Annotated in this window: 25 protein-coding genes; 17 read left to right on the forward strand and 8 right to left on the reverse strand. The window is 46.0% G+C overall.

The features are described 5' to 3' along the window. The first annotated feature begins 107 nt into the window (after positions 1-107). From ACU1JV_RS10290 to ACU1JV_RS10310, 5 genes are all read left to right on the forward strand, one after another. Positions 108-1,328: a M14 family zinc carboxypeptidase gene (locus ACU1JV_RS10290; RefSeq protein ID WP_413985905.1), complete on the forward strand. Its 1,221-nt coding sequence runs from the start codon at positions 108-110 to the stop codon at positions 1,326-1,328. A 136-nt stretch (positions 1,329-1,464) separates the two neighbouring features. Further along, the gene (locus ACU1JV_RS10295) at positions 1,465-1,731 is read left to right on the forward strand and encodes a hypothetical protein (protein WP_058711182.1); all 267 of its coding nucleotides are present in this window, start codon (positions 1,465-1,467) and stop codon (positions 1,729-1,731) included. 206 nt (positions 1,732-1,937) lie between these two features. Continuing rightward, entirely contained in the window at positions 1,938-2,240 is a 303-nt protein-coding gene (locus tag ACU1JV_RS10300) for a heme biosynthesis protein HemY (protein WP_013370462.1), read from the forward strand. Positions 2,241-2,263: 23 nt separating this feature from the next. Beyond that, entirely contained in the window at positions 2,264-2,485 is a 222-nt protein-coding gene (locus ACU1JV_RS10305; protein WP_013370463.1) for a DUF1450 domain-containing protein, read from the forward strand. Positions 2,486-2,578: 93 nt separating this feature from the next. Continuing rightward, positions 2,579-2,848, forward strand: coding sequence for a hypothetical protein (locus ACU1JV_RS10310; protein ID WP_013370464.1), 270 nt, complete (start codon positions 2,579-2,581; stop codon positions 2,846-2,848). A gap of 125 nt (positions 2,849-2,973) precedes the next feature. On the opposite strand, the gene ACU1JV_RS10315 is transcribed toward ACU1JV_RS10310, so the two are convergent. Continuing rightward, positions 2,974-4,956 (reverse strand): LTA synthase family protein, encoded by a 1,983-nt coding sequence (locus tag ACU1JV_RS10315; protein ID WP_413985906.1) that lies wholly within the window; start codon positions 4,954-4,956, stop codon positions 2,974-2,976. A gap of 187 nt (positions 4,957-5,143) precedes the next feature. Continuing rightward, positions 5,144-6,304, reverse strand: a complete 1,161-nt coding sequence (locus ACU1JV_RS10320; RefSeq protein WP_013370466.1) for a THUMP domain-containing class I SAM-dependent RNA methyltransferase — start codon at positions 6,302-6,304, stop codon at positions 5,144-5,146. A gap of 156 nt (positions 6,305-6,460) precedes the next feature. Between ACU1JV_RS10320 and ACU1JV_RS10325 the strand changes: the two genes are divergently transcribed. Continuing rightward, on the forward strand, positions 6,461-7,105 hold the full coding sequence (locus ACU1JV_RS10325) for an O-methyltransferase (protein WP_082689639.1): 645 nt from the start codon (positions 6,461-6,463) through the stop codon (positions 7,103-7,105). Between the two features lie 104 nt (positions 7,106-7,209). On the opposite strand, the gene ACU1JV_RS10330 is transcribed toward ACU1JV_RS10325, so the two are convergent. After that, entirely contained in the window at positions 7,210-8,430 is a 1,221-nt protein-coding gene (locus ACU1JV_RS10330) for an MFS transporter (protein ID WP_413985907.1), read from the reverse strand. Between the two features lie 231 nt (positions 8,431-8,661). Here ACU1JV_RS10330 and hemE point away from each other — a divergent pair, with 231 nt between their 5' ends. The 9 genes from hemE (at position 8,662) to ACU1JV_RS10375 (ending at position 18,893) form a co-directional block, all read left to right on the forward strand. Then, positions 8,662-9,717, forward strand: coding sequence for a uroporphyrinogen decarboxylase (hemE, locus tag ACU1JV_RS10335; protein ID WP_413985908.1), 1,056 nt, complete (start codon positions 8,662-8,664; stop codon positions 9,715-9,717). 22 nt (positions 9,718-9,739) lie between these two features. Continuing rightward, complete coding sequence (hemH, locus tag ACU1JV_RS10340; protein WP_016819709.1) at positions 9,740-10,681, forward strand: ferrochelatase; 942 nt, start codon at positions 9,740-9,742, stop codon at positions 10,679-10,681. A gap of 7 nt (positions 10,682-10,688) precedes the next feature. Continuing rightward, positions 10,689-12,134, forward strand: a complete 1,446-nt coding sequence (gene hemY, locus ACU1JV_RS10345) for a protoporphyrinogen oxidase (RefSeq protein ID WP_413985909.1) — start codon at positions 10,689-10,691, stop codon at positions 12,132-12,134. A gap of 137 nt (positions 12,135-12,271) precedes the next feature. Further along, positions 12,272-13,693, forward strand: a complete 1,422-nt coding sequence (locus ACU1JV_RS10350) for a CapA family protein (protein WP_413985910.1) — start codon at positions 12,272-12,274, stop codon at positions 13,691-13,693. Between the two features lie 81 nt (positions 13,694-13,774). Then, positions 13,775-14,545 (forward strand): glycerophosphodiester phosphodiesterase, encoded by a 771-nt coding sequence (locus ACU1JV_RS10355; protein WP_216975613.1) that lies wholly within the window; start codon positions 13,775-13,777, stop codon positions 14,543-14,545. Between the two features lie 38 nt (positions 14,546-14,583). Beyond that, on the forward strand, positions 14,584-15,207 hold the full coding sequence (locus ACU1JV_RS10360) for a fumarylacetoacetate hydrolase family protein (protein ID WP_413985911.1): 624 nt from the start codon (positions 14,584-14,586) through the stop codon (positions 15,205-15,207). A gap of 161 nt (positions 15,208-15,368) precedes the next feature. Next, positions 15,369-16,175, forward strand: a complete 807-nt coding sequence (locus ACU1JV_RS10365) for a DUF92 domain-containing protein (RefSeq protein WP_413985912.1) — start codon at positions 15,369-15,371, stop codon at positions 16,173-16,175. A gap of 67 nt (positions 16,176-16,242) precedes the next feature. Beyond that, on the forward strand, positions 16,243-16,821 hold the full coding sequence (locus ACU1JV_RS10370) for a TetR/AcrR family transcriptional regulator (RefSeq protein WP_413985913.1): 579 nt from the start codon (positions 16,243-16,245) through the stop codon (positions 16,819-16,821). 122 nt (positions 16,822-16,943) lie between these two features. Then, on the forward strand, positions 16,944-18,893 hold the full coding sequence (locus ACU1JV_RS10375; protein WP_434954375.1) for an ABC-F family ATP-binding cassette domain-containing protein: 1,950 nt from the start codon (positions 16,944-16,946) through the stop codon (positions 18,891-18,893). Positions 18,894-18,982: 89 nt separating this feature from the next. Here ACU1JV_RS10375 and ACU1JV_RS10380 read toward each other — a convergent pair whose 3' ends face one another. The 5 genes from ACU1JV_RS10380 to ACU1JV_RS10400 all read right to left on the reverse strand — a co-directional run bounded on the left by ACU1JV_RS10380 (position 18,983) and on the right by ACU1JV_RS10400 (position 22,938). Continuing rightward, positions 18,983-20,020 carry a M42 family metallopeptidase gene (locus ACU1JV_RS10380; RefSeq protein ID WP_413985915.1) on the reverse strand — a complete coding sequence of 346 codons (1,038 nt, stop codon included), beginning with the start codon at positions 20,018-20,020 and terminating at the stop codon, positions 18,983-18,985. A gap of 13 nt (positions 20,021-20,033) precedes the next feature. Next, positions 20,034-20,456, reverse strand: coding sequence for a LapA family protein (locus ACU1JV_RS10385; RefSeq protein WP_013370479.1), 423 nt, complete (start codon positions 20,454-20,456; stop codon positions 20,034-20,036). A 56-nt stretch (positions 20,457-20,512) separates the two neighbouring features. Further along, positions 20,513-22,309 carry an oligoendopeptidase F gene (gene pepF / locus ACU1JV_RS10390; protein WP_013370480.1) on the reverse strand — a complete coding sequence of 599 codons (1,797 nt, stop codon included), beginning with the start codon at positions 22,307-22,309 and terminating at the stop codon, positions 20,513-20,515. Between the two features lie 199 nt (positions 22,310-22,508). Beyond that, positions 22,509-22,697, reverse strand: coding sequence for a hypothetical protein (locus ACU1JV_RS10395; protein WP_013370481.1), 189 nt, complete (start codon positions 22,695-22,697; stop codon positions 22,509-22,511). Between the two features lie 7 nt (positions 22,698-22,704). Continuing rightward, positions 22,705-22,938, reverse strand: a complete 234-nt coding sequence (locus tag ACU1JV_RS10400; protein WP_014599632.1) for a hypothetical protein — start codon at positions 22,936-22,938, stop codon at positions 22,705-22,707. A 173-nt stretch (positions 22,939-23,111) separates the two neighbouring features. Here ACU1JV_RS10400 and ACU1JV_RS10405 point away from each other — a divergent pair, with 173 nt between their 5' ends. After that, a complete protein-coding gene (locus ACU1JV_RS10405) occupies positions 23,112-23,309 on the forward strand; it encodes a cold shock domain-containing protein (RefSeq protein WP_013370483.1) in 198 nt (65 codons plus the stop codon). A 209-nt stretch (positions 23,310-23,518) separates the two neighbouring features. After that, positions 23,519-24,934 carry an MATE family efflux transporter gene (locus tag ACU1JV_RS10410; RefSeq protein ID WP_013370484.1) on the forward strand — a complete coding sequence of 472 codons (1,416 nt, stop codon included), beginning with the start codon at positions 23,519-23,521 and terminating at the stop codon, positions 24,932-24,934. Positions 24,935-25,078 lie beyond the last annotated feature (144 nt).

A 25,078-nucleotide genomic window follows, 5' to 3' on the forward strand; every position in this document is an offset into this window, starting at 1 on the left:
CTTTTTTGTCATTGGACAAAAGAAGTTGGTTGTTTTGCTTTTCGCTACATCAAGACACGCAGCGTCTGCATAACATGCAGTAAGGCAGATGGAAGGGGCGTAGTAAGATGAGGGAATATATCGTTCAAAAAGGAGATACATTGCACCGGGTCGCCTCGGCTTTTAAACTATCCGCGGATACTTTGATCGCAGATAATCCGTGGGCCGCCACGCAACCCTATCTGATTTGTGGTCAATTGCTATATATTCGTCCGTCTACGGATCGTAAATACGTTATTCAGCCTGGGGAGAATGCAAGACAGATTGCCAAACAGTTCGGTGTAGAGCTTGATGAGCTGCGGCTCGCTAATTCGAGGCTTGCGGAGCATGATTTTGTGGAAGGAAAGATAATTATTATTCCTGATGACCATCAGGATCAGATTGTACGGTTACGTGGAGAGTACAGTTATGAAGATTTAAAGGAAGACCTGGAGGCATTGGCCCACAAATATCCGTTTATTGAAGTTGGCAGCATTGGCACCAGTGTCATGGGGAAGGATATCCCTTATATACGGATTGGGCAGGGAACGAGGAAAATTCATGCCAACGCTTCTGTACATGCTAACGAATGGCTGACGACGCCTTGTTTGCTGCGTTTTATAGAACAATATGCACTAGGGATTAATGGGTCTGGAGAACTTGCTGGGAATTCTCAATGGGTGTATGCGGGCTCTCCGATGAAATTAATGGAACATACATCCTTATGGGTGGTACCGATGGTCAATCCGGATGGAGTAGAACTGGTGCAACAGGGTATACTCCCAACTCATCCGCTGTATCATGAACTCAGAAAGTGGAATGAAGGACGTGCTGATTACCGCGGCTGGAAGGCCAATATTCGCGGTGTCGACCTCAACGATCAGTTTCCGGCGTATTGGGAGGAAGAGGTGCGCAGACGCGGTAAAACAGGTCCGTCTCGACGAGATTACGCAGGACCTGCACCTTTGTCTGAGCCAGAGTCCAAGGCCCTTGCGGATCTAACGGAGCGCGAACAGTTCGACATGGTATTATCCATACACAGCCAAGGACAGGAAATCTATTGGAATTACCGGGATCTGGAGCCTAAGGAGAGCCGAGATTGGGCATTACAGCTGGCTGCTGCAACAGGGTATCGGGCGGTAAAGCTGGGGGGAAGCGATGCAGGGTATAAGGATTGGTTTATACAACGGTTTGGTAAACCGGGATTTACCGTTGAAGTCGGTCTAGGCGTAAATCCGCTACCTATGCGGGATTATGATGATATTGCAGCAGAAGTAGGAATGTTAATGGCGACGGTGCTGTCATGGTAACAGATCGGGCCTGCTGAAACGTATTGATTCATTTGCGCGTATTAGGAGGAGCACGTTTTTTACAAGTGTTCCTCTTTACATGTCCTTTCAATAGGGTATATATACTTAGGAGCATTGGAAATGGAGTGAACAACCTATGAAGTGGAAAAGACTACTATCTCTCCGTCAGTGGTCACATGTATTTCGTCGTATCCCCCGATTGATTACCTCTTCGAGGATTCCATTGGGTGAAAAATTACTTTTTGCGGTGCCTGTATTGCTCTATTGGATACTACCTGATGTCATGCCATTTATGCCCATTGACGATATTGGTGTGACGTTATTGCTTATGAATTGGTTCGTCACCCGTGCTGAACGAAAATATCCCGATATGCTTGAAAAACAGCACGTACGTGTCCGTTAGATGTAAGCTTATGATTTTCGTGATTGCGATTTTTTACGATTTTCTTTACAATAGGAATATTGCCTTGTGCTATGCTGCACAACTTCTTTTTATCAAGGAGAGGGCTAATTATTGGAATTGTTGATTTTATCCGCTAGGTTGTGTGGTGTGGATATGTATCCATTGAACCACATTTCATTTAATGAATATGAAGGAGATGAAGTTTAATGAACTGCAAAATTACTCGTAATGCAGCTAAAGTATTGAAGCTTGAACTGGATAAGGAAGAGAACCAAGGGAAGAGCCTGCGTGTTGTTATTACTCATGCTCATGGAGATCATGCTCATTACGGGCTCGATTTGGACACGCCTAAGGAAACAGATACTGTTGTATCTACAGATAAAGGCATCGATGTAATTTTGGAAAGCGGTCAGCCGTTGCTGGATGGTGTAAAAATTGATTACTTGTACTTCCCCGAAGAAGGATTTGTTATTACTAACCCTTCCCAAGGTAATCACGGCGACCACTAAGCCGGAGCTCGGAGGGATGACAGATGGCTAATGATATTCGCGTATGTGATGAGTGCAATCATATCCGCTTAAAAACGATCTTGCCTAAGTTGAAAAAGATGGCACCCGATGCGGAGATCAAAATCGGTTGCAAATCGTATTGCGGTCCTTGTGGAAAACGGGCGTTTGTGTATGTGAACGGACGTTATGTGAGTGCGGCCACAGAGGATGAAGTATTAGAGAAGGCTGCACGCTTTATAAAATAGTTCGAGTGCGCATCGTTGGCACCTTTTGAATAGTTCCCCTCCTTCTGATCCATGCTAATGAATGTAGACCATGCCCAGAAGGAGGAGTGACTCATGGCCCAATATGATTCCAATCTCGACAATCACAGTGTCGAAGCTCAAACACAAAACTCGGTGGACAAGCTCCACAATGCCGTGTCTCAGGCATTGTCACATCCGGCTGAACAGCTGATTGAGCAAGCGGAGCAATCTCGCACTCATGCGGAGCATGCTATACAGCAGGCAAAGGATAGCCTTGGTGACGATGCAGTAGAAGTTGCTGAGGAAATGCTTGGTGAAGAGGTACAACGTCTTGATCAGGCTAAAAAAACGTTGCGTTCCTGAGTATTTGTTAATGGTAACAAGCGCAGTCAAATGACTGTCAACACAAAATCCCGATCCACAGCCCTAACAAGCGATGGATCGGGATTTTTGTTATATATCAGGTAGTTATGCAATCGATATCCTTGTTACTTCTTTGCTTCAGTCTCCCATTCGCGAACAAGATCGTATGTGATGACCTGATCGGATATCTTTAATCGATTGAGAGCCTCAGTATAGCCTGGTCCGCAGCCATTCACATCTGTAGGTTGACCTGTACTCAGATTGTAACAGGTTCCCTTGGAGAATGTACCGTCCTCAGATGGAATGTAGTACACTCGTCCATCCGTGAAAGCGCCAGTACGCAGCACAACCATACGAGGTTTTCCACTAAACAGATCGTTACCCATAAAATGATATGGTTTTGTAGAAATCCCAAGTAGATGCATTACGGAAGGCGTTAGATCCAGCTGTCCTGCCGGTTCTGTATACGTGCCTGCCTGGCTTCCGTCAGGAAGATGCACAAGTAATGGCACCTGATTCATGATTTTCTGCATGTCCAGATCTGTAAGAGGCTTGCCTAAAAACTTTTCATACAGTGCTTTGTCTTTAATGGAATTGTCGTGATCCCCGTAGAACATCAGAATCGTATTATCCCACAATCCGTCTTTCTTCATCTGATCTACCAATTCACCCAAAGCCTCATCCACATAATGGACGGATTTTAGGTAGTCTCCGAACATCGTACCTTCAAACTCGCCAACATCCAAATCTACAGCGTCAGGTGACAGGTTGTACGGATGATGACTCGAAATACCGACCATATAGGCGTAGAACGGTTGCTTAACTTCGGTTGTGAGATCGTTGAGCGTTTGTCTAAAAAAGGATTTGTCTCCCAGGGACCAGCCGAGAGGCTCATCTATTTTAAAATCCTTTTTACTGTAGAACTTGTCGTAGTTCATCGCCTTATACATCGTGTAACGGTTCCAGAAGCTGCTGTCGTACACATGAAACGCATTAGGACTATAACCTGTATCCTTCAAGATGGAAGGCAACGTATCGAATTTATGGTCCGCATAACGGATAAATACAGAACCCGTAGGGAGCGGATGCAGCGAAGCGTGGGTAGAGAAGTCCGCGTCCGAAGTACGACCCTGCGCAGTTTGATGGAAATAATTATTAAAATACATGCTTTCCTTCGTCAGTTTGTCAAAGTTAGGCGTAATTGCTTGACCGTTGATCTGTTTGCCGATAAAAAAGTTCATGAACGCTTCAGCTTGGATGACCATCACATTTTTGCCCTTATACTTGCCGTATAGGTCATTTTTTACCTGAAGTAACTTCTGGTGTTGATTGAACCATTCCTTATCCTTATCAGATTCCACCTGAGCCAATGTAGGCTGGGGCCCAAGATGATCCTGACCGTAGCGGTAGATATCATATCCATGAAATCCGATCAATCCGGTTACGTTGTACAAGGCCATTGACCACCAGTTGCCGACAAATATGCCGGTTGCCCAAGTGGAGGTATATATTTTGATCGGTCCAAATGTCAAAACATAGCCAATCAGGAAAGCCAATGCCCCCTTGGAGAAGCGAAGCAGAAATCTTTTAGTGAAAGAGTTTCGTGATGCTTCTAAGTAATGATCATTCGTTGTAAACCGACGCCGTAAGGAAGCTACGAATATGACATACGGAATGAATAAAATCCAGTCTGCAAAAAAGAAAATATCCCACCAGTACATAAGAGATGCGATACTTCCACCCAGAGAATCAACTTGTCCAGCTTGAAGCAAAACGGGAATCGTAATGAAATCCTGGAAATACCGATAATAAACCATGTCGGAATAAATGAGCGCGGTGAGCAATATATCGAGCACCACAAGAGCAATCAAACGTCCGCGACGTGGCAGCCACAAGGTCCAAAAGCTTACAAGCAACAGGGAACCAATAGCAATGACATAATCCAGCGGATTCATGTCAATATTTTGGGCATGCAGGTTATAGTGAATCAGTACAAGCTTGCCAATCATAAGTAAAAAAAACAGAACTAAACCGAAATATTGAGACAGCAGCAGTCTGCTGAACATGTTACCAGTGCGTCTTGCACTGGTCGTGCGAATAACCAACACTTTACCCCCTCCGGCAGAAATGTTCGGCTAGTATAAACTACACATTAACGTAATGTTAAAACCGAAATGCCTTTAATTATTATAGCGCTCATCCTGCGCATTTCAATGATTAAGTAAAGAAGATACAGCACAAATGAGGCCAGGACAACGAACAAAGGGTTCGTTTCCTGGCCTATAGCTCGAACATTTAGGACTGCAACGGTGAAGTATCTTTGCGGCGCGGAGGCAGAGGACCCAGATACTGATAGTATTGGCATTCAATTCGGCCGTTAAACAGCTTACGGCGCTTATCGGCTTTGCGGCCCCAATAATGCTCAAATTGCTTGGTGGAGCTGATGGCAAAGAAGGACCAAGTCTTCATTTCGGCTGCCGTGCGTGCAAGTGTACGGATCAGCTTTTCCACCTCGGCTTGCTCGCTCAGTCTTTCGCCGTAAGGTGGATTTGTAATCATCACACCATACTGGCCCTCAAGTCTAACCTTGCTGGCAGGCAGCACCTTTAGTGAGATGTCTTTAGCAAAGCCTGCTGCCTTTACAGCTGCTTCAGCAACTTGTATAGCGCTAGGGTCGATATCGCTACCTGCAATCTCAAAAGGAATGTCATCACGAGTCAGATCCATCGCCTCGTCACGAGCCTGATTCCATAATTCTCTGCCAATGACAGGCCAGTCTTCCGAGTTAAAGGTACGTCTCAGACCTGGAGCAATGTTCCAGGCTTGCATAGCAGCTTCGACCAATAAAGTACCGGAACCGCAGCATGGGTCATAGAATGGTCGATCCGGGCTCCAGCGACTAAGCTGAATAAGAGCGGAAGCCATTGTTTCTTTGAGAGGCGCCTCTGTAACAAGCTTGCGGTAGCCTCGTTTGTGCAGTCCTGGACCAGTTGTGTCCAGCGTTATCAGCGCACGGTCATTCAATAGGATGACCTCAATGACGTAACGAGGACCATCTTCAGCAAACCAGTCTGTATGGTAGGTTTCCTTGAGCTTTTCTACAATCGCCTTCTTGACGATTCCTTGACTGGCTGGTACGCTACTAAGCTGTGATTTGTGTGAACGTCCCTCTACGGGAAATTCACCATCTACAGGAATCCAATCCTGCCAAGGCAATGCTTTGGTACCCTCAAACAGCTCGTCGAAGGTAGTTGCAGCAAATTCGCCCATTTTAATAAGAACGCGGTCAGATGTGCGAAGCCACAGGTTGCATCGGCATATATCCTTATAATCTCCGGAAAAAACGACGCGGCCATTCTCGACGGTCAGATCCGTGTACCCCAGTTCTCTGAGTTCTCGGGCCACAACGGCTTCCAGTCCCATCGGCGCAGTTGCAATTAGTTGCAGTTGAGTCATTAAACGTATTCACTCCGTCTCATAATCATGTAAGCTTGGTTCAATCCCTATAGTATAGGTCATTGTACTCGAAGAGACAAATCGTTAAGGCAAATAATTTACGAAGGACACCGTGTCCAACCTGCGTTATGATAAAGCAAGAAGGAGAGATGAAACGTGGAAATCACACCCAATATGACACCTGAACAATATGTAGACCAGCTGGTACAGGAGGATGAAGCGCTGCGCAGCATTAGGGAGGCTATTGTTAAAGAAGGGATGCCGGAGGTATCGGTTGCTCATCCCTATGGAAAGTTGTTGACCTTTCTCATTGAAGTCTCTGGTGCACAGCAGGTACTGGAGATCGGAGCATTAGGAGGATACAGTGGATTATGCCTGGCCCGTGGGCTGGGAGAGAAAGGTCGCATCGTGTCCCTGGAGCTGAAAGAAGCGTACGCTGCGTTGGCTCATCAACATATGAAAAACAATGGCTACGGTGATCGTGTCGAGTATCGTATTGGACCCGCAGCGGACAGCCTGAAGAAGCTTCAGGAAGAAGGAAAGACTTTTGACTTTTTTTTCATTGATGCGGATAAGGAAAATTACCCAGTGTATCTGGAGTATGCGATTGCACTGGCCAATCCAGGCGCTATAATTGCAGGAGATAACTGTTTTCTTCGGGGACGCACACTGAACACCGACAAGAACGGACCTGCCGTACAGGCCGTGAGACGTTTTAACGAAACGATAGCAACGGATCCACGGCTAGTCAGTACGCTTTTGCCGGCTTATGATGGTTTGGCGTTGGCACGAGTGAAGTAACGGGCGTCCCTTGAATGTAGCTATACCAAAAAGAACCTCCTTATCCACAGCGTGGAGCGGAGGTTCTTGTCTGTTAAGACAGGCTGTCCTACCCGAAGGTTGTCTTACCTGAAATGAGGCGTAGCCTTACGATCAAAAAGCTTCATACGTACCCAGATTATATTGACAATCAGCAGCACACCAGACATGATGAACAGTCCTTCGATGCCGATAAATCCGGAAAGCACTCCGCCAATGACCGCACCCAGCATATTCCCGAGCGCCAGTGAACTGGTATTGAATCCGAAAGAGCGGCTTTCCATTCCTTCCGGTGTATAGGTGCGAATCAGCGCATTTACGCTTGGTAGCAGACCGCCCATAAACACACCCATGAAAAAACGGATAATGACAAGCTGCCATACTTCATTGACAAAAGCTTGCGGAATGAGCATAATCGCCGTTCCGAGTAGTGCAATGGTCAAGATCTTGTGTGCTCCTATTTTGTCACTTAATCGTCCAAGGAGCGGTGCGGCTACCATATTCGATACGCCTGTAATAGCGGTAACGAACCCGGCAACCAGTGCAATTCCTTCTGCCGAGCCATATAGCTTTTGCACATACAAAGGTAGCAGAGAAACTGTACTGATCATGGCAAACTGGAGTAAGAACGTCACGGTGAACAAAGCCGGAAGCTGGGGCGTATGGCTTAGCTCCTTTAATCCGGCAAGAACCGAAATTTGTGGAATTCGCGCGGCCTCCGCTTTGCTGAAATTTTCTTTAACCAAAAACATTGCCATTAGAGAGGCTAGGAAAATAAGAGCTCCTGTAATGTAAAAGATCGGTCTGAACCCGACCCAGTCAGCCAAAAATCCGCCTAGCAAAGGGCCGAGAATTGTGCCAGCCATTTGACCGGACTGCATAATTCCCATAGCAAAGCCGGTTCGCTCTTTGGGAGTGGTACCTGACACTAGGGAAATAGAAGCCGGGTTGAAACCTGAAATTGTACCGTTTAGCAGGCGAAGCACTAGCAGCTGCCATGGGTGGGTGACCAAACCCATACATCCGATGACCAGGGCCATGCCAAAGCCTGAGCGAAGCAGCATGACTTTACGTCCATATCGGTCGGCCAGCTTACCCCATAATGGCTGAAATATAAACGAGGTCAAAAAGTTAGCTGCAAAAATAACTCCTGCCCACAGTCCTATATCGTGCTCGCCCTTCACATGGAGGTCTTGAGCCAAATATAGGGCAAGGAACGGAGTAATCATTGTAATTCCCGCATTGACCAGAAACTGACCGAACCAAAGCACAATGAGATTGATTTTCCACGTCTCCCACGTTTTCAATGTGCTTTCACTTCCTTTCTGCCATTCTCATCCTGTTGTAAAGGTACTTATTCATGTATAACTTTCCCGGAGCTTTAAAAAAGCCATTTCTCTAGTATAGCACACTTCATTGAAACTTTATCCAAATGTCATGGGTTTGTCATGGTTTGTTTGAGAGCGGCGGTTGTTACGACTCTTGAAAAAGGGCATAATAAAATATAGTATTTATGATTCGAACTGGAGGCTGAAGTCATGACCTACAATGATACTTTTATCCGCGCTTGCCGCAAGCAAGCTGTGGATCATATTCCCGTATGGTACATGCGGCAGGCCGGAAGGTATGACCCTGAGTATCGCAAAATTAAGGAAAAATACACGCTGCTTGAAATTTGCCGCCAGCCCGAGTTGGCCGCAGAAGTAACGTTGATGCCCGTGCGCAAGCTTGGGGTGGACGCTGCAATTTTATATTCTGATATTATGAATCCTGTAGCCTCGCTAGGGGTTGATTTTGATATTGTCAAAAATATTGGCCCGGTTATTGATAATCCGATCCGTACAGCTGCAGACGTAGACAACTTGCGTCCGATTGATGTTGAACGCGATTTGGGTCATATTTTGGAAACTATCCGTATTTTAGACCGTGAGTTGAACGTGCCATTGATCACGTTTGCTGGAGCGCCTTTTACTATTGCCAGCTATTTAATAGAAGGAAGATCCTCCAAGGGATATATTCGCACCAAAGCGATGATGTATGGAGAGCCTGAACTATGGCATCGTTTGATGGATAAGCTAGGGGATATGGTTATTACATACGTGCGGGCCCATATCGCTAACGGTGGCAAGGCTTTTCAATTGTTTGATAGCTGGGTAGGTGCACTTTCGCCTTATGATTTTCAAACTTTTGTGTTGCCGACCATTGTACGTATTTTCCATGAGTTATCTGATCTGAATGTGCCTAAAATTTATTTTCCGGGCGTAAGCTCTGGTGAATTGCTTCCGCATTTGAGCGGGGTAAAAGCCGATGTGATTGGACTGGACTGGCGGGTAAGTATACCTGAAGGCCGTCGTCGCTTGGGTAACAGTTTTGGAGTGCAGGGCAATTTGGACCCTTATGTGCTTACTGCGCCGATGAATGTGATCAAGCAGTATGCAAAAAAAATTGTAGATGAAGGCATTCTGGAGCCGGGCTATATTTTCAATCTCGGTCACGGCTTATTTCCTGAAGCCTCGCTAGATAAGCTAAGAGAGCTTACCGATTATGTACATGAGTATTCTCGCTCTGTTTTGTCAAAAAATGAACACAACTAGAAAAGATAAGAGGGATCTGCTAATGAAAACCAAAGTGGGTGTACTGGTCATGTCCTACGGGACGCCTGAGAGTCTGGACCAGGTTGAAGCGTATTATACACATATTCGCCGTGGTCATGCTCCCTCGCCGGAGCAGTTAAAAGAATTAAAAGATCGCTACGAAGCCATTGTGGGTGGCGTGTTTCCGTTGCGTCAGAATACAGATCGACAGGTCCACAACTTGCAGGAAACCTTAAATCAGGAAAATCGCAACCCGGACATAGAATTTGTCTGTTATCAGGGGCTCAAACACGCCAAGCCGTTTATTGAGGACGGTGTCGAAGCGATGGTGCAAGATGGCATTCGTACGGCGGTGGGTGTCGTGCTGGCTCCGCATTATTCCGTTATGAGTGTAGGCTCTTATATCAAGCGTGCACAGGCTAAGGCACAGGAACTGGATCTGGCCATATCATTTGTGGAGAGCTATTATCTTCATCCCAAGCTGATCAAGACGCTGACTGAGCGTGTGAACGCAAAACTGGCGCTTTTTGAAGAAGCGGGAGCCAAGCGGGACGAGGTTCGTGTTCTGTTCAGTGCGCATAGCTTGCCTGAGCGGATTTTGGCTATGGGTGATCCATATGTGGAGCAGTTAATGGCTACTTCGCAGGCTGTTGCGGATAAGGCGGGAATTACCAACTGGCAGTTTACGTGGCAAAGTGCCGGCCGTACAGCTGAACCGTGGCTGGGACCAGATATTTTGGATACCATGCACAGTCTTAAGGAAGAGCAAGTGGAGTATGTGCTGGCTGCGCCAGTTGGCTTTGTTTCTGATCACTTAGAGGTGTTATACGACCTGGATATTGAAGCACAGGCTTTGGCAAAAGAATTGGATATGCGTTTTCAGCGTATTGATTCACTCAACAGTGACCCACTGTATATGGAGACGCTTAGTGATGTCATCATAGACCAATGGAAAAAGGGATGAGGACATAATGGAGCAAAAGTTACGTAATATTGTAATTGTAGGTGGAGGCTTGACCGGGCTTAGCACTGCTTTTTATACACGAAAAATGTACAAAGAAGCTGGCTACACACCTCGAATTACGCTGGTGGAGAAAGCTCCCGTGCTGGGCGGAAAAATTGAAACATTGCATAAAGATGGTTTTGTCATAGAAAAGGGGCCAGATTCCTTTCTGGCCCGTAAAACGGCTATGATAGATCTGGCAAAAGAGTTAGAGATGGACCATGAGCTGGTAAGCACGAACCCTGAAGCTAAAAAGACATATATTTTGCATGAAGGTCAGCTTCATCCGATGCCTCCTGGGCTTGTGCTGGGCATTCCAACAGAGCTAAAACCATTTTTACGCAGTGGCTTGATCTCTTTAGGTGGAAAAATGCGGGCTATGATGGATTTTGTCATTCCGCCTCGACGTGAACCGGGAGATGAGGCGCTGGGTGATTTTATTGAACGCCGACTGGGCAAAGAAGTGCTAGAGAATGTAACCGAGCCACTGCTGGCGGGAATCTATGCTGCCAACATGAAGACGCTAAGTTTGCAGGCAACTTTTCCACAGTTTGCAGAGGTGGAGCAGCAATACGGAAGCCTTATTCACGGGATGAGGACAGGTCGAAAACCAGCTGAAACACATACGGGTACGAAAAAAAGCGCCTTTTTGACCTTCCGTCAAGGCTTGCAAAGTTTGGTGCATGCGTTGCTGAATGATTTGTACGACTGTGATTTACGCACCGGAATTGCTGTTACAGAATTCACAAAGACAACGGAAACTAAAGGAAGTCCCTATCGCGTTATGTTGGACAATGGAGAGACGCTGGAGGCAGATGATATTTTTGTAACGACTCCCAATTTTGCTGCTGCGCCGCTATTGCGAGATCATGTAAATGTGTCTGCACTGGAAGCTGTTAATTACGTCTCCGTAGCGAACGTGGTCATGGCCTTTGATAAAACAGATATTGAGAACGTCTTTGACGGCTCCGGTTTTCTGGTTCCTCGCAAAGAAGGACGTAGTGTCACAGCTTGTACTTGGACGTCCGCCAAGTGGCTACATACCAGCCCGGATGATAAGGTGCTGTTGCGTTGTTATGTAGGGCGAGCAGGAGCTGAAGAAACAGTAGACTTACCGGATAATGAGCTGATTGCGGTGGTACGTAAGGATTTGAAAGAGATGATGGGAGTTACAGCAACTCCGCTGTTCACGGAAATTACACGTCTTCGTAATTCCATGCCGCAATACCCGGTAGGGCACCCACAAGCTATAGCTAATCTGCGGGAAGAGCTACGCAGTGCGATGCCAGGGGTGTACGTTTTAGGCGCTGGCTATGATGCAATCGGTTTGCCGGACTGCATCCGTCAGGCTAAGGAATGGGCCTCCAAGGCTGTCCACACAGCACAACAGGAAGCCGTCAAGGTCCAGGTATAAATGTTCGATAATGAACCCTTCGCGATCCAGGCGAGGGGTTCTATTTATATAGAAATTTGATATATAATGGAGAAGGTGTAAAAGTCGCCAGCTAATAAGGAATGCATGTATATGGAATAGCATAGAAGGAGTGAAGAATGTACCCTCCCAGGTCACAGAGAAATGAAGGTCGAAAGAGAGCAAGAAAACCAAAAATAGGAAAGGCATGGATCATTACGAATCTGGTCTTGCTGTTCATGATTGTAGGACTTTTCGGTTATTATTACATATTTGAACACGATAGTAGTGGTTCTCTTGCGGAAAACGCCAAGTATTCGCAAACTGAAAAGAACATCCAAACGGGGTCTGCTAATGATGAGAATTCTACTCCCTCAGGAAGTGAAGATGTTAAGGAAACGAAGGACTCTACTGTTCCAGACACAAGCAGTCGTCCCGTAACAACGCCCGACACCAATGCCTCCGAAGGCAGCTCTTCAGGAGCAAAATCATCTTCGGAGAAAGACGGGCAAGCACAGGAGGATTCGCCAAATAAGGATGTAAACAACGATGATGCACCCACCGAGAAGAGGGGAACGGAGGATGTCAGAAAATCGAACACGGACGATGGGAATTCTCCAGCAGTTATCCTTCACTTCATAGGGGATGTGCAGTTCTCTGGTAAAGTTGAGCAGCGGTTGGAGCAGAACGGGTTTCATTTTCCATACCAATATCTCGGAAGTTTGTTTCATAAAGACGATCTGACGATTGCCAATCTGGAAACACCAGTGACTACTAATGGCGTCGGTGCGTTAAATAAAACGTATGTGTATAAATCTTCGCCCAAGGCGCTAACTGCAATGGCAGCGGCAGGGGTCGATGCTGTAAATTTGGCCAACAATCATATTTTGGATCAGGGGACAAGCGGATTACTGGATACCCTGAAATATTTGGATGAAAAGGGTGTAGCCCATGCTGGAGCTGGACGCAATGCTAAAGAAGCGTATGCGCCGCATTATTTTGAACGTAACGGAATTAAAATTGCGTTGTTGGGGGCTACACGTGTCATGCCTGAAGCCAACTGGAATGCGAGTGCCAAACAGCCCGGTGTAGCAGGGGCTTATGATTCGACCGCTATCGTAAAGTCCATTCGTGAGGCACGAAATCAGGCTGATTTGGTGATTGTGGTTGCCCATTGGGGCAAGGAGCGGGCAACTACACTTGAACCTCATCAAACGGAGTTATCTCACGCTTTTATTGATGCTGGGGCCGATCTGGTCATTGGCGGGCATCCTCATGTGCTGCAAGGGATGGAGCAATATAAAGGCAAATGGATTGCATACAGCACAGGCAATTTTATTTTTTCTAAATCAACGGTGCCAGCCACTTGGGATACAGCGATATTTCAGGCCACCTGTACCCGAAACGGGGACTGTAAGATGAAGCTGACCCCTTACCGGGCGGAGCTGGGTCAACCGATCCCATTGAAAGATGTGGAGGCCAGCAACATTTTGCAGAAAGTAGCGGCACTGTCACCAAGTAATGTCTCGATAGGTGCAGATGGTACGGTAAGCGCTCAGTAGCAGTAAGAAAGAAATTGTCAATATAGACATGGACGGAACGATTGTATGAACGACTCCTTTGTGAATGGAGGTCATAACGAGATGGATCATTTGTGCGTGGCTCACCGCGGTTTCTCGGGAATTGCTCCTGAGAACACGATGGCAGCTTTTAAGCTTGCGCTGGAACAGCCTTTTGTGCACTGGATTGAACTGGATGTACAGCTGTCAAAGGACGGTGTTCCTGTGGTCTTTCATGATTTTACGCTGGAGCGAACGACGAACGGTACGGGACGAGTAAAGGATGCAGACTGGAAACAATTGCAACGACTCGATGCAGGTAGCTGGAAAAATGCACAATATCACGGGGAACCTATTCCTTCCCTCGCCCAAGTGCTTGACTTGTGCCAGGGGCGTGTATCGCTCAATATTGAGCTCAAAACTGCTGGTGATATGTATCCCGGACTGGAGAAAGCCGTCCTACGTGAAATTATAATGAGGGGGATGGAGGCTGAGGTGGTCTTGACCTCTTTTGAGCGTGCGGCATTGCGCCGAGCAAAAGAACTGGCACCCGAAATCCGTACTGGACTGATTATCGATGCCCGTCCAGACGATTTGGCAAAGCAATTAGAAAATCTGCAATGTTCTTTTTTATCTATTGGCTATCCACGGATAGACCGAAAGCTCTTGAAAGATCTGATCGGACGGGGTATTACGGTCATGGCGTGGACGGTGGATGACCGGCGTATCATGCGGAGATTGTCCTTATTACATCCTGAATTGATGATTTGCACTAATTGGCCGGATCGCTGGGAGCAGGTTTTTTTGCTTTCTAAGCCCCGGATGTGGCACTATATACGTAAACTTATTCGTTAATCAATTGGACTACATACGCGGAAGGGTGACGGATCGTAATGAACGTAGAAATTCATAATGTTTATTGTGTCGGACGCAATTATAAGTTGCATGCGGAGGAACTGGGGAATGAGGTTCCGACAGAACCAATGATTTTCTTGAAGCCATCTCATGCGGTTGTGCCGCTGGATGGTGCTGCGCTGGAGCTTCCTCAAGGTAAGGGAGATATTCATTTTGAGACTGAACTGGTTGTCGCTGTAGGCCGTAACTACGAACCAGGCATGACCGCAGATGCGTGTCTGAACGCTTTTGCATTTGGCATTGATTTTACCCTGCGGGATGTACAAAGTACGCTCAAGAAAAAAGGCCATCCATGGACTGCTGCTAAAGGCTTTAAATCGTCTGCACCTGTGACACCGTTCTTGCCTTTGGAGAGCTTGGACATATTGGAGCAGCAGGATTTTTCCTTATTCAAAAATGGACAAGAGGTGCAGCGTGGGCATGTCAAGGACATGATCTTTTCCATCCAGCACATCATTGAATATATAGCAACTCAATATGGACTAGGTAAGGGAGATATTATTTTTACTGGCACTCCGGCAGGTGTAGGGCCTACAACGAGCGGGGACCACTTTGAGCTTTACTGGGGGAGTGAGCGTCAGGGAAGCTTCACCATCGGCTAATCTACAGTGGCAATAATAAAGATACTTAAAAAAGTCTTGTGAAGGCCGTGTCCTGTGCGAAAGCATGGAGCACGGCTTTTATATAAGCGTACAGCATTGTACAATGATATACAGAACTACAAGCGAAAAACAGAGATTCATCTCAAATGCGGGGGTATATCATGGACTGGATCATCGGATTGCTTTCCGCTGCTGTAGTGGCGGGGGCTGCATTTTATAAAAAGTCTTTAACCTTATCCGGCTTTGCTGCGGCTGTACTGATGGGAACTGTGTATTATGGGGCGGGCAACCTGTTTTGGTTTGGTACATTGCTCTTATTCTTTATCACGTCCACCCTATTGTCGAGGTTCAAAAAGGAACGCAAGGCTGAGCTCGAAAAATCGTATGCCAAAACAGGCAATCGGGATGCAGGGCAAGTATGGGCTAATGGGGGATTAGGCATGCTGCTATGCCTAGGTTATGCGATATGGCCTCATGTTGCCTGGCAACTGGCATTTGTCGGTGTTATGGCTACGGTCACCTCCGATACGTGGGCAACGGAATTTGGAAGCCTGAGTCGTAAGCCGCCTCGTTCGGTGCTTACCGGGAAGGTGCTGGCACCCGGAACCTCAGGAGGAGTATCTGTATTAGGAACGGCTGCGGCCTTGGCTGGTGGCATACTGATCGGTATTGGAGTATGGGGCTTTGGACACACCGTAGGAATGCCGGAATTGCCGTTATGGCTGTGGGCACTGATTGGGGGAATATCCGGCAGTACCGGAGCTTTTGCTGATTCTTATCTTGGTGCTACGGTGCAATTGATGCGCTCCTGCCCAGTTTGCAAGCGGGAAGTAGAAGTAGACACACATTGTGGACAAACGACAGTTTATATGCGAGGCTGGCATTGGATGAGCAATGATCGGGTAAATAGTATTAGCTCTATTTTCGGAGGATTGGTCGCGCTTGCAGGCATTTTCTTTATACTCTGAACACGGGGCTGGAGATCGCTCTAGGGAATAACTGCGTGCTTCAATCATGTTTTCAGGAGGTGCAAAGATGGGTGAAATGCACGGAGATAAATATGAAGCTATTTTGAACGCTGCTTACACTGTCTTCGGCACCAAAGGCTTTTATGAAAGCAAAATTTCCGAAATTGCAGAACAAGCAGGTGTTGCTAAAGGCACGGTATACTTGTACTTTAAAAGTAAAGAGCAGCTATTTACAGCAGTCACACGTAGAGATTGCGAACAATACCTAGCCGAAATGCAAGACGCATTAGTCAATCGTACTTTGGGAGAGGGATTGCTGCGAATGGCGAGTTTGCATCTCCACTACTATTACAAACGCAAGCAGCATACTAAATTATTTTTTATGAATCCGAATAGTGATCCCGATCTCATAGAGTTTATGCGGGGATTTATTCAGGACTATACCAATCTGGTCAAAAATAAACTGGCGTCAGAGGGTGTATTGCAGCCCGAATTTCATGCGAAGGCATTCATTGGTATGATGGAACGCCTAAAAATGGATATTTTGTTGAATCAAGATTTCCGTGAATGTGACGTGGATCAGACGGCTGCATTGGCAGCTAATTTATTTATGCATGGCTGTGAAGCTGGAGTACAAAAATCCTGACATGTTGTCTTTGAAAACCGTACTGGCATTGTTCAGCTAACGGTTTTTTTTAATCATTGGCTGTGTCTGTGTTAAAATAGACAAGATGCATCACAAAATTGGGGAAGAGTAGGGAATCTGTAATGAATATTATGACCGTTGAACATATAACAAAAAGCTACGGCGAGAAAATATTGTTCGAGGATGTTTCCTTTGGTATGGATGAGCGTGACAAAATAGGGGTTGTTGGTGTAAATGGCACTGGAAAATCAACGTTTTTACGTGTAATTTCCGGCTTAGAGCCGCCAGATGAGGGTAATATTGCAGTGAACAACGATGTGCGAATTCAGTATCTGGCACAAAATCCGGAGTTTGATCCTGAAATGAAGGTACTCCAGCATATTTTTCATGGCAATCAGCCTGAAATGAAAGCAGTGCGTGAATATACGGAAACCATGGAGTTACTGGAGTTGAATCCGGGTAGCGAGGAGCTCCAAAACCGCCTGCTGCGAGCAAGCCAACAAATGGATACGTTCCAAGCATGGCAGCTGGAGAGCGAGGCCAAAAATATACTTACCCGACTGGGGATCACCCAGTTTGAGTCTCGAATGGGCGTTCTCTCCGGTGGTCAGCGTAAACGGGTTGCTTTGGCTGCGGCTTTGATCCAACCCTGTGAGCTGCTCATTCTGGACGAGCCTACCAACCATATTGATAATGATTCCGTTGCATGGTTGGAGCAATATTTGCAAAAAAGACGCGGTGCGTTATTAATGATCACGCATGATCGCTATTTTCTGGATAGAGTTGCTAATGTCATGTTAGAGCTGGATCATGGTCGCCTTTTCCGTTATGAGGCTAACTATACCCGTTTTCTGGAGCTGAAGGCAGAACGCGAGGAGCGGGAAGCGTCATCGGAACAAAAAAGGAAGAACCTGCTGCGTAATGAGCTGGCCTGGATTCGCCGAGGAGCAAAGGCACGTTCGACCAAGCAGAAAGCGCGTATTGACCGTTATGAGCAGCTCAGGGATCAGCAACCGGAAGCTCGTTCTGGATCTGTAGATATGTCCGTCGCCTCCACACGCCTGGGTAAAAAGATTCTGGAGATCGAGGAGCTGTCCAAATCGGTAGATTCCCGCAAGCTGATTCAGGATTTGAGTTACATTGCGGTTCCTGGTGATCGTGTGGGCATCCTGGGGCCTAACGGTAGTGGAAAATCCACTCTGCTCCAAATGATTGCTCAGCGTGTAGAACCAGATTCCGGCAGTGTTGTACTGGGGCCGACTGTGAAGCTTGGTTATTTTACTCAAGAACATCAGGAAATGGACGAATCCTTGCGTGTCATTGAATATATTAAGGAAGAAGCCGAAGTGATTCGTACGGCAGACGGTTCGACGATTACAGCTGCGCAGATGCTGGAACGGTTTCTGTTTGCACCAAGCGCGCAATGGACGGTTATTTCTCGTTTATCTGGGGGCGAAAAACGTCGTTTGTATCTGCTACGTGTCCTTATGTCCGCACCGAATGTACTATTGTTGGATGAACCGACAAATGATCTTGATATTCAGACTCTTTCCGTTTTGGAAGACTATCTGGATGAGTTCCCGGGCGTAGTTTTTATCGTTTCTCATGATCGTTATTTCCTGGATCGGACCGTGGACAAAATACTGGCATTCGAAGGGAATGGGCAAGTACGTGTACATGTAGGCGACTATAGCGAGTATGCAGAATGGATCAGTAAAAATGCTCAATCTTCTGCAAATACGTTTGACTCGACGGGGACGGCTTCCTCGAATCGTTCTTCTACGCCTAAGTCTGCGGGTTCTTCCGATTCAGTCAAAGGGACAAGTAAACCCAAGCTTAAATTTACCTTTAAGGAACAGCGGGAATATGAGCAGATTGATGAGCTGATTGAACAAGCCGAACAGAAATTGGCCGATATTCAGCGACAGATGGAGGAATCTTTCAGCGATTCGGCACGGTTGCAGGAGCTCATGGCTGAGCAAGCCAAGGCAGAACAGCATCTAGAGTACCAAATGGAACGCTGGACCTATTTGAATGAGCTAGCCGAGCAAATTGAACAAAGTAAATCTTAAAAATAAAAGCAAGTCTCCATTTAGATGGAGGCTTGCTTTTTTGTAGAAATAGAAGTATGTGCACCTGTTTTCCATGCAGCATAAAATGGTTAAGCTGTTACATAAGCCGCGAGCAGACGGGCAGTGTTCACTACGGCCTGCTTATGCGTGCGTTCCATTGCGTGAGAGGCGTGTACGCCAGGTCCGATCAGTGCAGCACGAATGTTATTGCCTGCTTTAAGCGCAGCCGAAGCGTCTGAGCCATAGTGTGGATAAATATCTACCGCATACGGAATATTCAGTTCCTTAGCCAGCTCAATCAGACGGGTTGTCATGTTGTAGTCGTAAGGACCTGAGGAGTCTTTGGCACAGATGGAAACGTCCGTTTCCTTGCAGCTTAGATCTTCACCTATGCAGCCCATGTCGACAGCAATCATCTCACTAATACCTTCGGGTATGTAAGCCGCTCCATGCCCCACTTCTTCATAGTTGGAAATGAGCAATTTAACAGTATGTCGAGGCTTCCAGCCTCCATGTACAGATGATTCTAATAAACCAAACAGTGCCGCTACGCTGGCTTTATCATCCAAGTGCCGCGACTTGATAAAGCCACTGGGAGTTACGACTGGGCGCGCATCGAACGAAATAAAATCGCCCACCGAGATACCGAGCTGAAGCACGTCTTCTTTCGACTCGACAAGCTCGTCAATCCGTACCTCCATATGGCTCTCCTTACGCTCAAAGCTTCGTGCATCATCATAGACGTGCACAGATGGGTGGCTGGATAGAATAGTGCCCGTATAGGTTTGTCGGCTTCTGGTATGAATAAGGCAGTATTCGTTCTCAATGCTGTTCATCATGAAGCCGCCCACAGATGTCAGGCGTAGGGTACCTTGTGCTGTAATCGAACGTACCATTGCGCCCAATGTATCCACATGCGCGCTAAGCGCCACTGTACGGTCCGTTGCTTGACCTTCCAGAGTCAGGATAGCACCGCCTTTTGCATTCCATTCGAGGGGTACTCCTAGCTTTTCGGCTTCCTTACGAATCAGCTCCATCACATGATGTGTATATCCACTTGGACTAGGCGTGTTCAAAAGCTGATTTAAAAGGCTCATGATATAGTTTTCATTTAATTGAATTGTCATTTGTTGCTCCTCCTCATTTGGACAACCGATCAGGGTTAGAGGACGATTGCTCTATACCTGGGTCGGATGTAGACACCGTGCTGGAAGAACCAGTCGTGTCACTGGACACATTCGCATATGCTTCGACTGCCGATGTGTGCTCTTCTTGTAGTGTATGAAGCTGATTAGTCAGACGTTTAATCTCTCTCTGAAGCCTATATTGGCGGAAGATACCGAAAGAACCGACAATAAGTCCACCTAAAAGAGTGCAACCGAGAATAAGCAGAATCAAAGGGATGCTAACCCTACTAAACAGAAGGTTCACTTGAACCGAATTGACATTAATAACAGCAAAAACAGCTGTTAACAAAGCTATAACAAGTGCTGCGATCAAAGACCATTGTGTTTTCAAAATGCCACCTCCTTCCGTTACATTATAAAATCCCTTGTCCGCCATGGACAAGGGATTTATCCGTGCATCTTTTTAATGCGGGATTCTAAGTGTGCACGGTTTTACTTTCCTTCAGTTAGTTTTTCCATTTCCGTAATGACTTCCTCAAATACGCTCATTGCTTCGCGAATCGGCTGCGGTGAGGACATGTCAACGCCAGCTTTCTTCAAAATATTGATTGAATAATCACTGCCACCGCTCTTTAGGAAGCCTAAGTAACGGTCAACGGCTGGCTGGCCTTCTTCCAGAATCTGTTTCGAAAAACTGGTTGCTGCCGAGAAGCCGGTAGCATATTTGTAGACATAAAAGCTGTTATAAAAATGAGGGATTCGTGCCCATTCCATTTCTATGTCTTTGTCTACCTTCATGCCAGGTCCGTGATATTTCACATTCAGATCATAGTAAATCTCCGACAAAAGCTGCGGTGTAAGGGATTCTCCCTGTTCAGCACGCTCATGTACAATCTTCTCGAATTCCGCAAACATCGTTTGACGGAATACCGTTGTACGGAATTGGTCCGCATAATAGGTGAGGAGGTACATTTTCTCTTTTGGATCGGTAGATTTGTTCAGCAAGTAATCCATCAGCAAGGCTTCATTAGTAGTGGAAGCCACTTCAGCCAGGAAAATAGTATACTGTGCATCCCGGTACTTCAATGCGTTGTCTGAATAGTACGAATGCAGCGCATGCCCCATTTCATGTGCAAGCGTGAACATGCTGTTCAGGTTATCTTTATGGTTCAGAAGCACATAAGGGTGGGTGCCATAAGCTCCCCAGCTATAGGCGCCTGTACGTTTATTTTCATTTTCATAAACATCAATCCAGCGCTCATCATAGCCTTTTTGCAATGAAGCCAGATAGTCCTCGCCCAGAGGCTTAAGGCCTTCTTTGGTTTGCTTTTTGGCGTCCTCATACGTAATATCCATCTTATATTCGTCCACAAGCGGAGCAAATAAATCATACATATGTAGCTCATCCACACCTAGCAGCTTTTTACGCAGCTTGATATAACGGTGAAGCAGGGGCAAGCTTTCATGAATCGTATCAATAAGATTCGTATACACTTCCTTCGGAATATTGTCGCCGTATAGTGACATTTCCAGTACGGAAGGGTATTTGCGAACACGAGAATAAAAAATATTTTTGTTCACATTGGCACTCAATGTAGAAGCAATCGTATTTTTATTTTTGGCATATGTGTCATATACCGCTTTAAAAGCACGTTCACGTACTTCGCGGTGTGGACTTTCGAGAAATTGAATGTAGCTGCCATGAGTCAGCTCGACCTCTTTGCCATGCTCATCTTTGATTTTCGGAAACTTCAGATCCGCGTTATTGAGCATCCCAAAAATTGTTTGCGGGGCTTGAGCCAGATTGCCAACCTGAGCGAGCAGCGCTTCTTCTGTTTTGCCCAAAACATGTGCTTTTTCCCGCTTCATTTCTTGAAGTGTGAACTTATAATCCGAAAGCTTCGGATCTTCAATGAAGGCATCAAGCTGAGAATCTGGCAGCGCCAAAATTTCAGGTGTGACGAATGATAGGGACTCGCTGACTTCAACGCCTAGCTTTTTAGCTTTTTGCGAAAGACCTTGATATGTAGGTTCAGCCGTATCTTCATCATGATGAAGATGGGCATACACATATACACGCTCAGTTTTGAGCGACAGCTCATCTTCGAGTTTGAAGCAGTTGCCAATCGCTTCGGCTGAATTGAGCTTGCCTTGAAATTGAGCAGCCTTTTTGGCCAATTGTTTGACTTCTTCGTATTCTTGATCCCATGCCTTGCGGTTGGGGAACAGGTCTTCCAGTTTCCATGTATTTTCCACTGGCGCATCAGCGCGTTTTACAATTTCACTCATGGAGAGCCTCCTCTGATCGAACGTAATGTGGGATAGAGCTGCGGCGGTAAGGGGCGGATGCCAAAACGAAGAAACCGCCACGCTTACTGTAAGCAGCAGGGCAAGAGGTTTTACAGGATGCATGTAACGGCATATCCTCCTTATACCATGGCTTGTTATACCATAGTATGACCTTTTGCCCCTGAAAGTATAATTTTCCTTACTGTGGGTTGGAACCTATATTTAATAAGCTGTATACAATAAGATAAAAGGCAAGGCAAATCATGATTACGGCAGTGAGGGCCATCCACTTTTTGAGAGGAGCCGGTATCGTTTCACGCTTCATGATCAGCACTCCGCCCAGCGTGAAGGCCAGAATAATGAAGATGAGATAGCTGTTGGACACCATGAATAGGCTACACCTGTTTGAAAGCGTTCATGATCCGCTGCCACTCTTCCTCATTATCTTGAAAGGATTGCTTGGGAAAACGATTTTCAGCCCAATGCATAAGCGCAGGACGGCTCAAAAACGTGTGGGCTTCCTCGCCCCAATCATCAGATATTTCCCGCAAAACGATGTAACGGCCCTGCACCTCGACAGTCATCATATTCCACTTGTCTTTTTTGTATATTTCGTGTTTTTTCATCATATGCATGTCTCCGATTTTATAGATGTTTTGGTTCATGATACCGCAGTTTCCGCCGCAAAAGCAAATCATTCCAGACCGTAAAACCCGGAAAAACACCAATTGCAATGTGAAAAAGCATGAAGTATAATATGGATATTCGCCATAGATGGCGGTATTTTTAGGAGGTTGTTCACTTGAAAGGTACAGTTAAATGGTTTAACGCAGAAAAAGGTTATGGCTTCATTCAAGTTGAGGGTGGCGAGGATGTATTTGTACACTTCTCCGCAATCCAAGGCGACGGTTTTAAAACTTTGGAAGAAGGTCAAGAGGTTGAATTCGAAATTACTGAAGGCAACCGTGGACCACAAGCAGCTAACGTAATCAAACTGTAAGTGTAACTGAATTGTAAGAAATGTTCCGTTTTTACGGATGTCTTATATATTACGGTTAAACGATGAATTGAGAGCGCAGTTCCTTACATTTAAGGAGCTGCGCTTTTTTGCGTAAAAACGTTTGTGAAATGAGAAGATTGAGCTCGAATAGGGTATTATACGTAATAAAACTAAATATGAGTTATTGTAAGTTGAAAGGAGTTGAGAAAATGAGTGCAGCAGAGGCTAATCGTAATCCTTCCCTGATTGAAGGCCCCATTGCCAAAACACTGTTTATGTTCTCTTTGCCGATGCTGTTCGGAAATATTCTGCAATCCTTGAATGGAACGATTAATTCAATCTGGGTTGGAAAGTTTCTGGGAGAAGCTGCGTTGACTGCCGCTTCGAACGGAAATATTATAATGTTCTTTCTGATCAGCTCGATTTTTGGGGTCACTATGGCGGCCACTATTCTGATCGGACAAAATATCGGAGCGGGTGACATAGCGGAAACGAAGCGTGTAGTAGGTACAAGCGCTGTCTTTTTCCTGGTGCTCGCTTTTGCTATAGGTATTATTGGTTTTTTGGGCTCACCTTGGATTCTTCATGTGCTCAATACGCCTGCCGAATCAGTCGATATGGCGATCACCTATACACGCATTATTTTCGCGGGTATGCCCTTTTTGTACGGCTATAACTACATCATGACCGTAATGAGAGGGGCTGGAGATTCCAAAACACCATTTTATTTTCTGCTCGTTTCCGTCGTACTGGATGTATTACTTAACCCACTACTCATATTCGGATGGGGACCGATTCCTGCTATGGGCATCGGAGGCTCTGCCGCAGCTACCCTGATTGCTCAAGGGATCAGCTTTGTGTTGATTCTCATTTACCTATATCGTGTAAAATATTTTCTGCGCATTACATCTTCAGAGCTTCACTTACTTCGATTTGATTGGAAGATTATTTGGACTCTTATTCGTAAGGGAGTTCCGATGGGACTGCAAATGATTGCTGTCTCTACCAGTGCGATTGCTTTAATGAATTTGATCAACGGTTACGGGACAGTCGCAGCGGCAGCCTATACAGCAGCTAACAATTTGTCCAGCTATGTGCAGATGCCGGCCATGGCATTAGGTGCAGCTGTATCTTCCTTCGCCGCTCAAAATATCGGAGCCGGACGCTGGGATCGAGTACGCAGGACAACCTGGATTGGGATTGTATATAATTTTGTATTGACTGGTGGGGCTGTGGTACTCATTTACGTGTTTAACCGTCAAGCCTTGCTGATGTTTCTCCCTTCTACGGGAGGGGCATTGGAACTGGGTATGCAGATTAATCTAATCACGTTGTGGTCTTTTGTTATATTCGGTATTACCAATGTCATTACAGGCGTTGTTCGATCTACAGGCTCTGTAATGGTACCGCTTTTAATTACCATTATTTCATTATGGGGCATTCGTATACCTTTGGCCTATGCATTTGTCGATAAGTATGGTCTAGATGCTGTATGGTGGAGCTTTCCTGTTGGTTTTACGATCTCCGCCGTTGCAGTTATTTTCTACTACCTTTTCGGGAAATGGAAGCAGGCTAGCATGGGAGAGGGCAACCAAGGCATGAAGTTGGCAGAGGACAAGGGCTAGGTAGGACATTTCTACTATTTGCGATTAAAGTCTTATAAGGGTGAATCTTGTTAAACTCCTATTTTTGATTGATTCAATAGCACAGATACAAAGCGTTTTTGTGAGAAGAACTCATTTTTCTTGAAAATGAAAGAAAAAAGTGAG

Source organism: Paenibacillus sp. T2-29 (assembly GCF_052921365.1).

Coding starts and splice junctions, on each gene's coding strand:
- hemE (WP_413985908.1), top strand. CDS start 8,662: ATGACCTACAATGATACTTTTATCCGCGCTTGCCGCAAGCAAGCTGTG.
- ACU1JV_RS10400 (WP_014599632.1), bottom strand. CDS start 22,938: ATGATGAAAAAACACGAAATATACAAAAAAGACAAGTGGAATATGATG.
- ACU1JV_RS10385 (WP_013370479.1), bottom strand. CDS start 20,456: ATGGCGGACAAGGGATTTTATAATGTAACGGAAGGAGGTGGCATTTTG.
- ACU1JV_RS10350 (WP_413985910.1), top strand. CDS start 12,272: ATGTACCCTCCCAGGTCACAGAGAAATGAAGGTCGAAAGAGAGCAAGA.
- ACU1JV_RS10290 (WP_413985905.1), top strand. CDS start 108: ATGAGGGAATATATCGTTCAAAAAGGAGATACATTGCACCGGGTCGCC.
- ACU1JV_RS10370 (WP_413985913.1), top strand. CDS start 16,243: ATGGGTGAAATGCACGGAGATAAATATGAAGCTATTTTGAACGCTGCT.
- hemH (WP_016819709.1), top strand. CDS start 9,740: ATGAAAACCAAAGTGGGTGTACTGGTCATGTCCTACGGGACGCCTGAG.
- ACU1JV_RS10320 (WP_013370466.1), bottom strand. CDS start 6,304: ATGACTCAACTGCAACTAATTGCAACTGCGCCGATGGGACTGGAAGCC.
- ACU1JV_RS10360 (WP_413985911.1), top strand. CDS start 14,584: ATGAACGTAGAAATTCATAATGTTTATTGTGTCGGACGCAATTATAAG.
- ACU1JV_RS10355 (WP_216975613.1), top strand. CDS start 13,775: ATGGATCATTTGTGCGTGGCTCACCGCGGTTTCTCGGGAATTGCTCCT.
- ACU1JV_RS10375 (WP_434954375.1), top strand. CDS start 16,944: ATGAATATTATGACCGTTGAACATATAACAAAAAGCTACGGCGAGAAA.
- ACU1JV_RS10410 (WP_013370484.1), top strand. CDS start 23,519: ATGAGTGCAGCAGAGGCTAATCGTAATCCTTCCCTGATTGAAGGCCCC.
- ACU1JV_RS10395 (WP_013370481.1), bottom strand. CDS start 22,697: ATGGTGTCCAACAGCTATCTCATCTTCATTATTCTGGCCTTCACGCTG.
- ACU1JV_RS10310 (WP_013370464.1), top strand. CDS start 2,579: ATGGCCCAATATGATTCCAATCTCGACAATCACAGTGTCGAAGCTCAA.
- ACU1JV_RS10295 (WP_058711182.1), top strand. CDS start 1,465: ATGAAGTGGAAAAGACTACTATCTCTCCGTCAGTGGTCACATGTATTT.
- ACU1JV_RS10380 (WP_413985915.1), bottom strand. CDS start 20,020: ATGACAATTCAATTAAATGAAAACTATATCATGAGCCTTTTAAATCAG.
- pepF (WP_013370480.1), bottom strand. CDS start 22,309: ATGAGTGAAATTGTAAAACGCGCTGATGCGCCAGTGGAAAATACATGG.
- ACU1JV_RS10305 (WP_013370463.1), top strand. CDS start 2,264: ATGGCTAATGATATTCGCGTATGTGATGAGTGCAATCATATCCGCTTA.
- ACU1JV_RS10365 (WP_413985912.1), top strand. CDS start 15,369: ATGGACTGGATCATCGGATTGCTTTCCGCTGCTGTAGTGGCGGGGGCT.
- ACU1JV_RS10300 (WP_013370462.1), top strand. CDS start 1,938: ATGAACTGCAAAATTACTCGTAATGCAGCTAAAGTATTGAAGCTTGAA.
- hemY (WP_413985909.1), top strand. CDS start 10,689: ATGGAGCAAAAGTTACGTAATATTGTAATTGTAGGTGGAGGCTTGACC.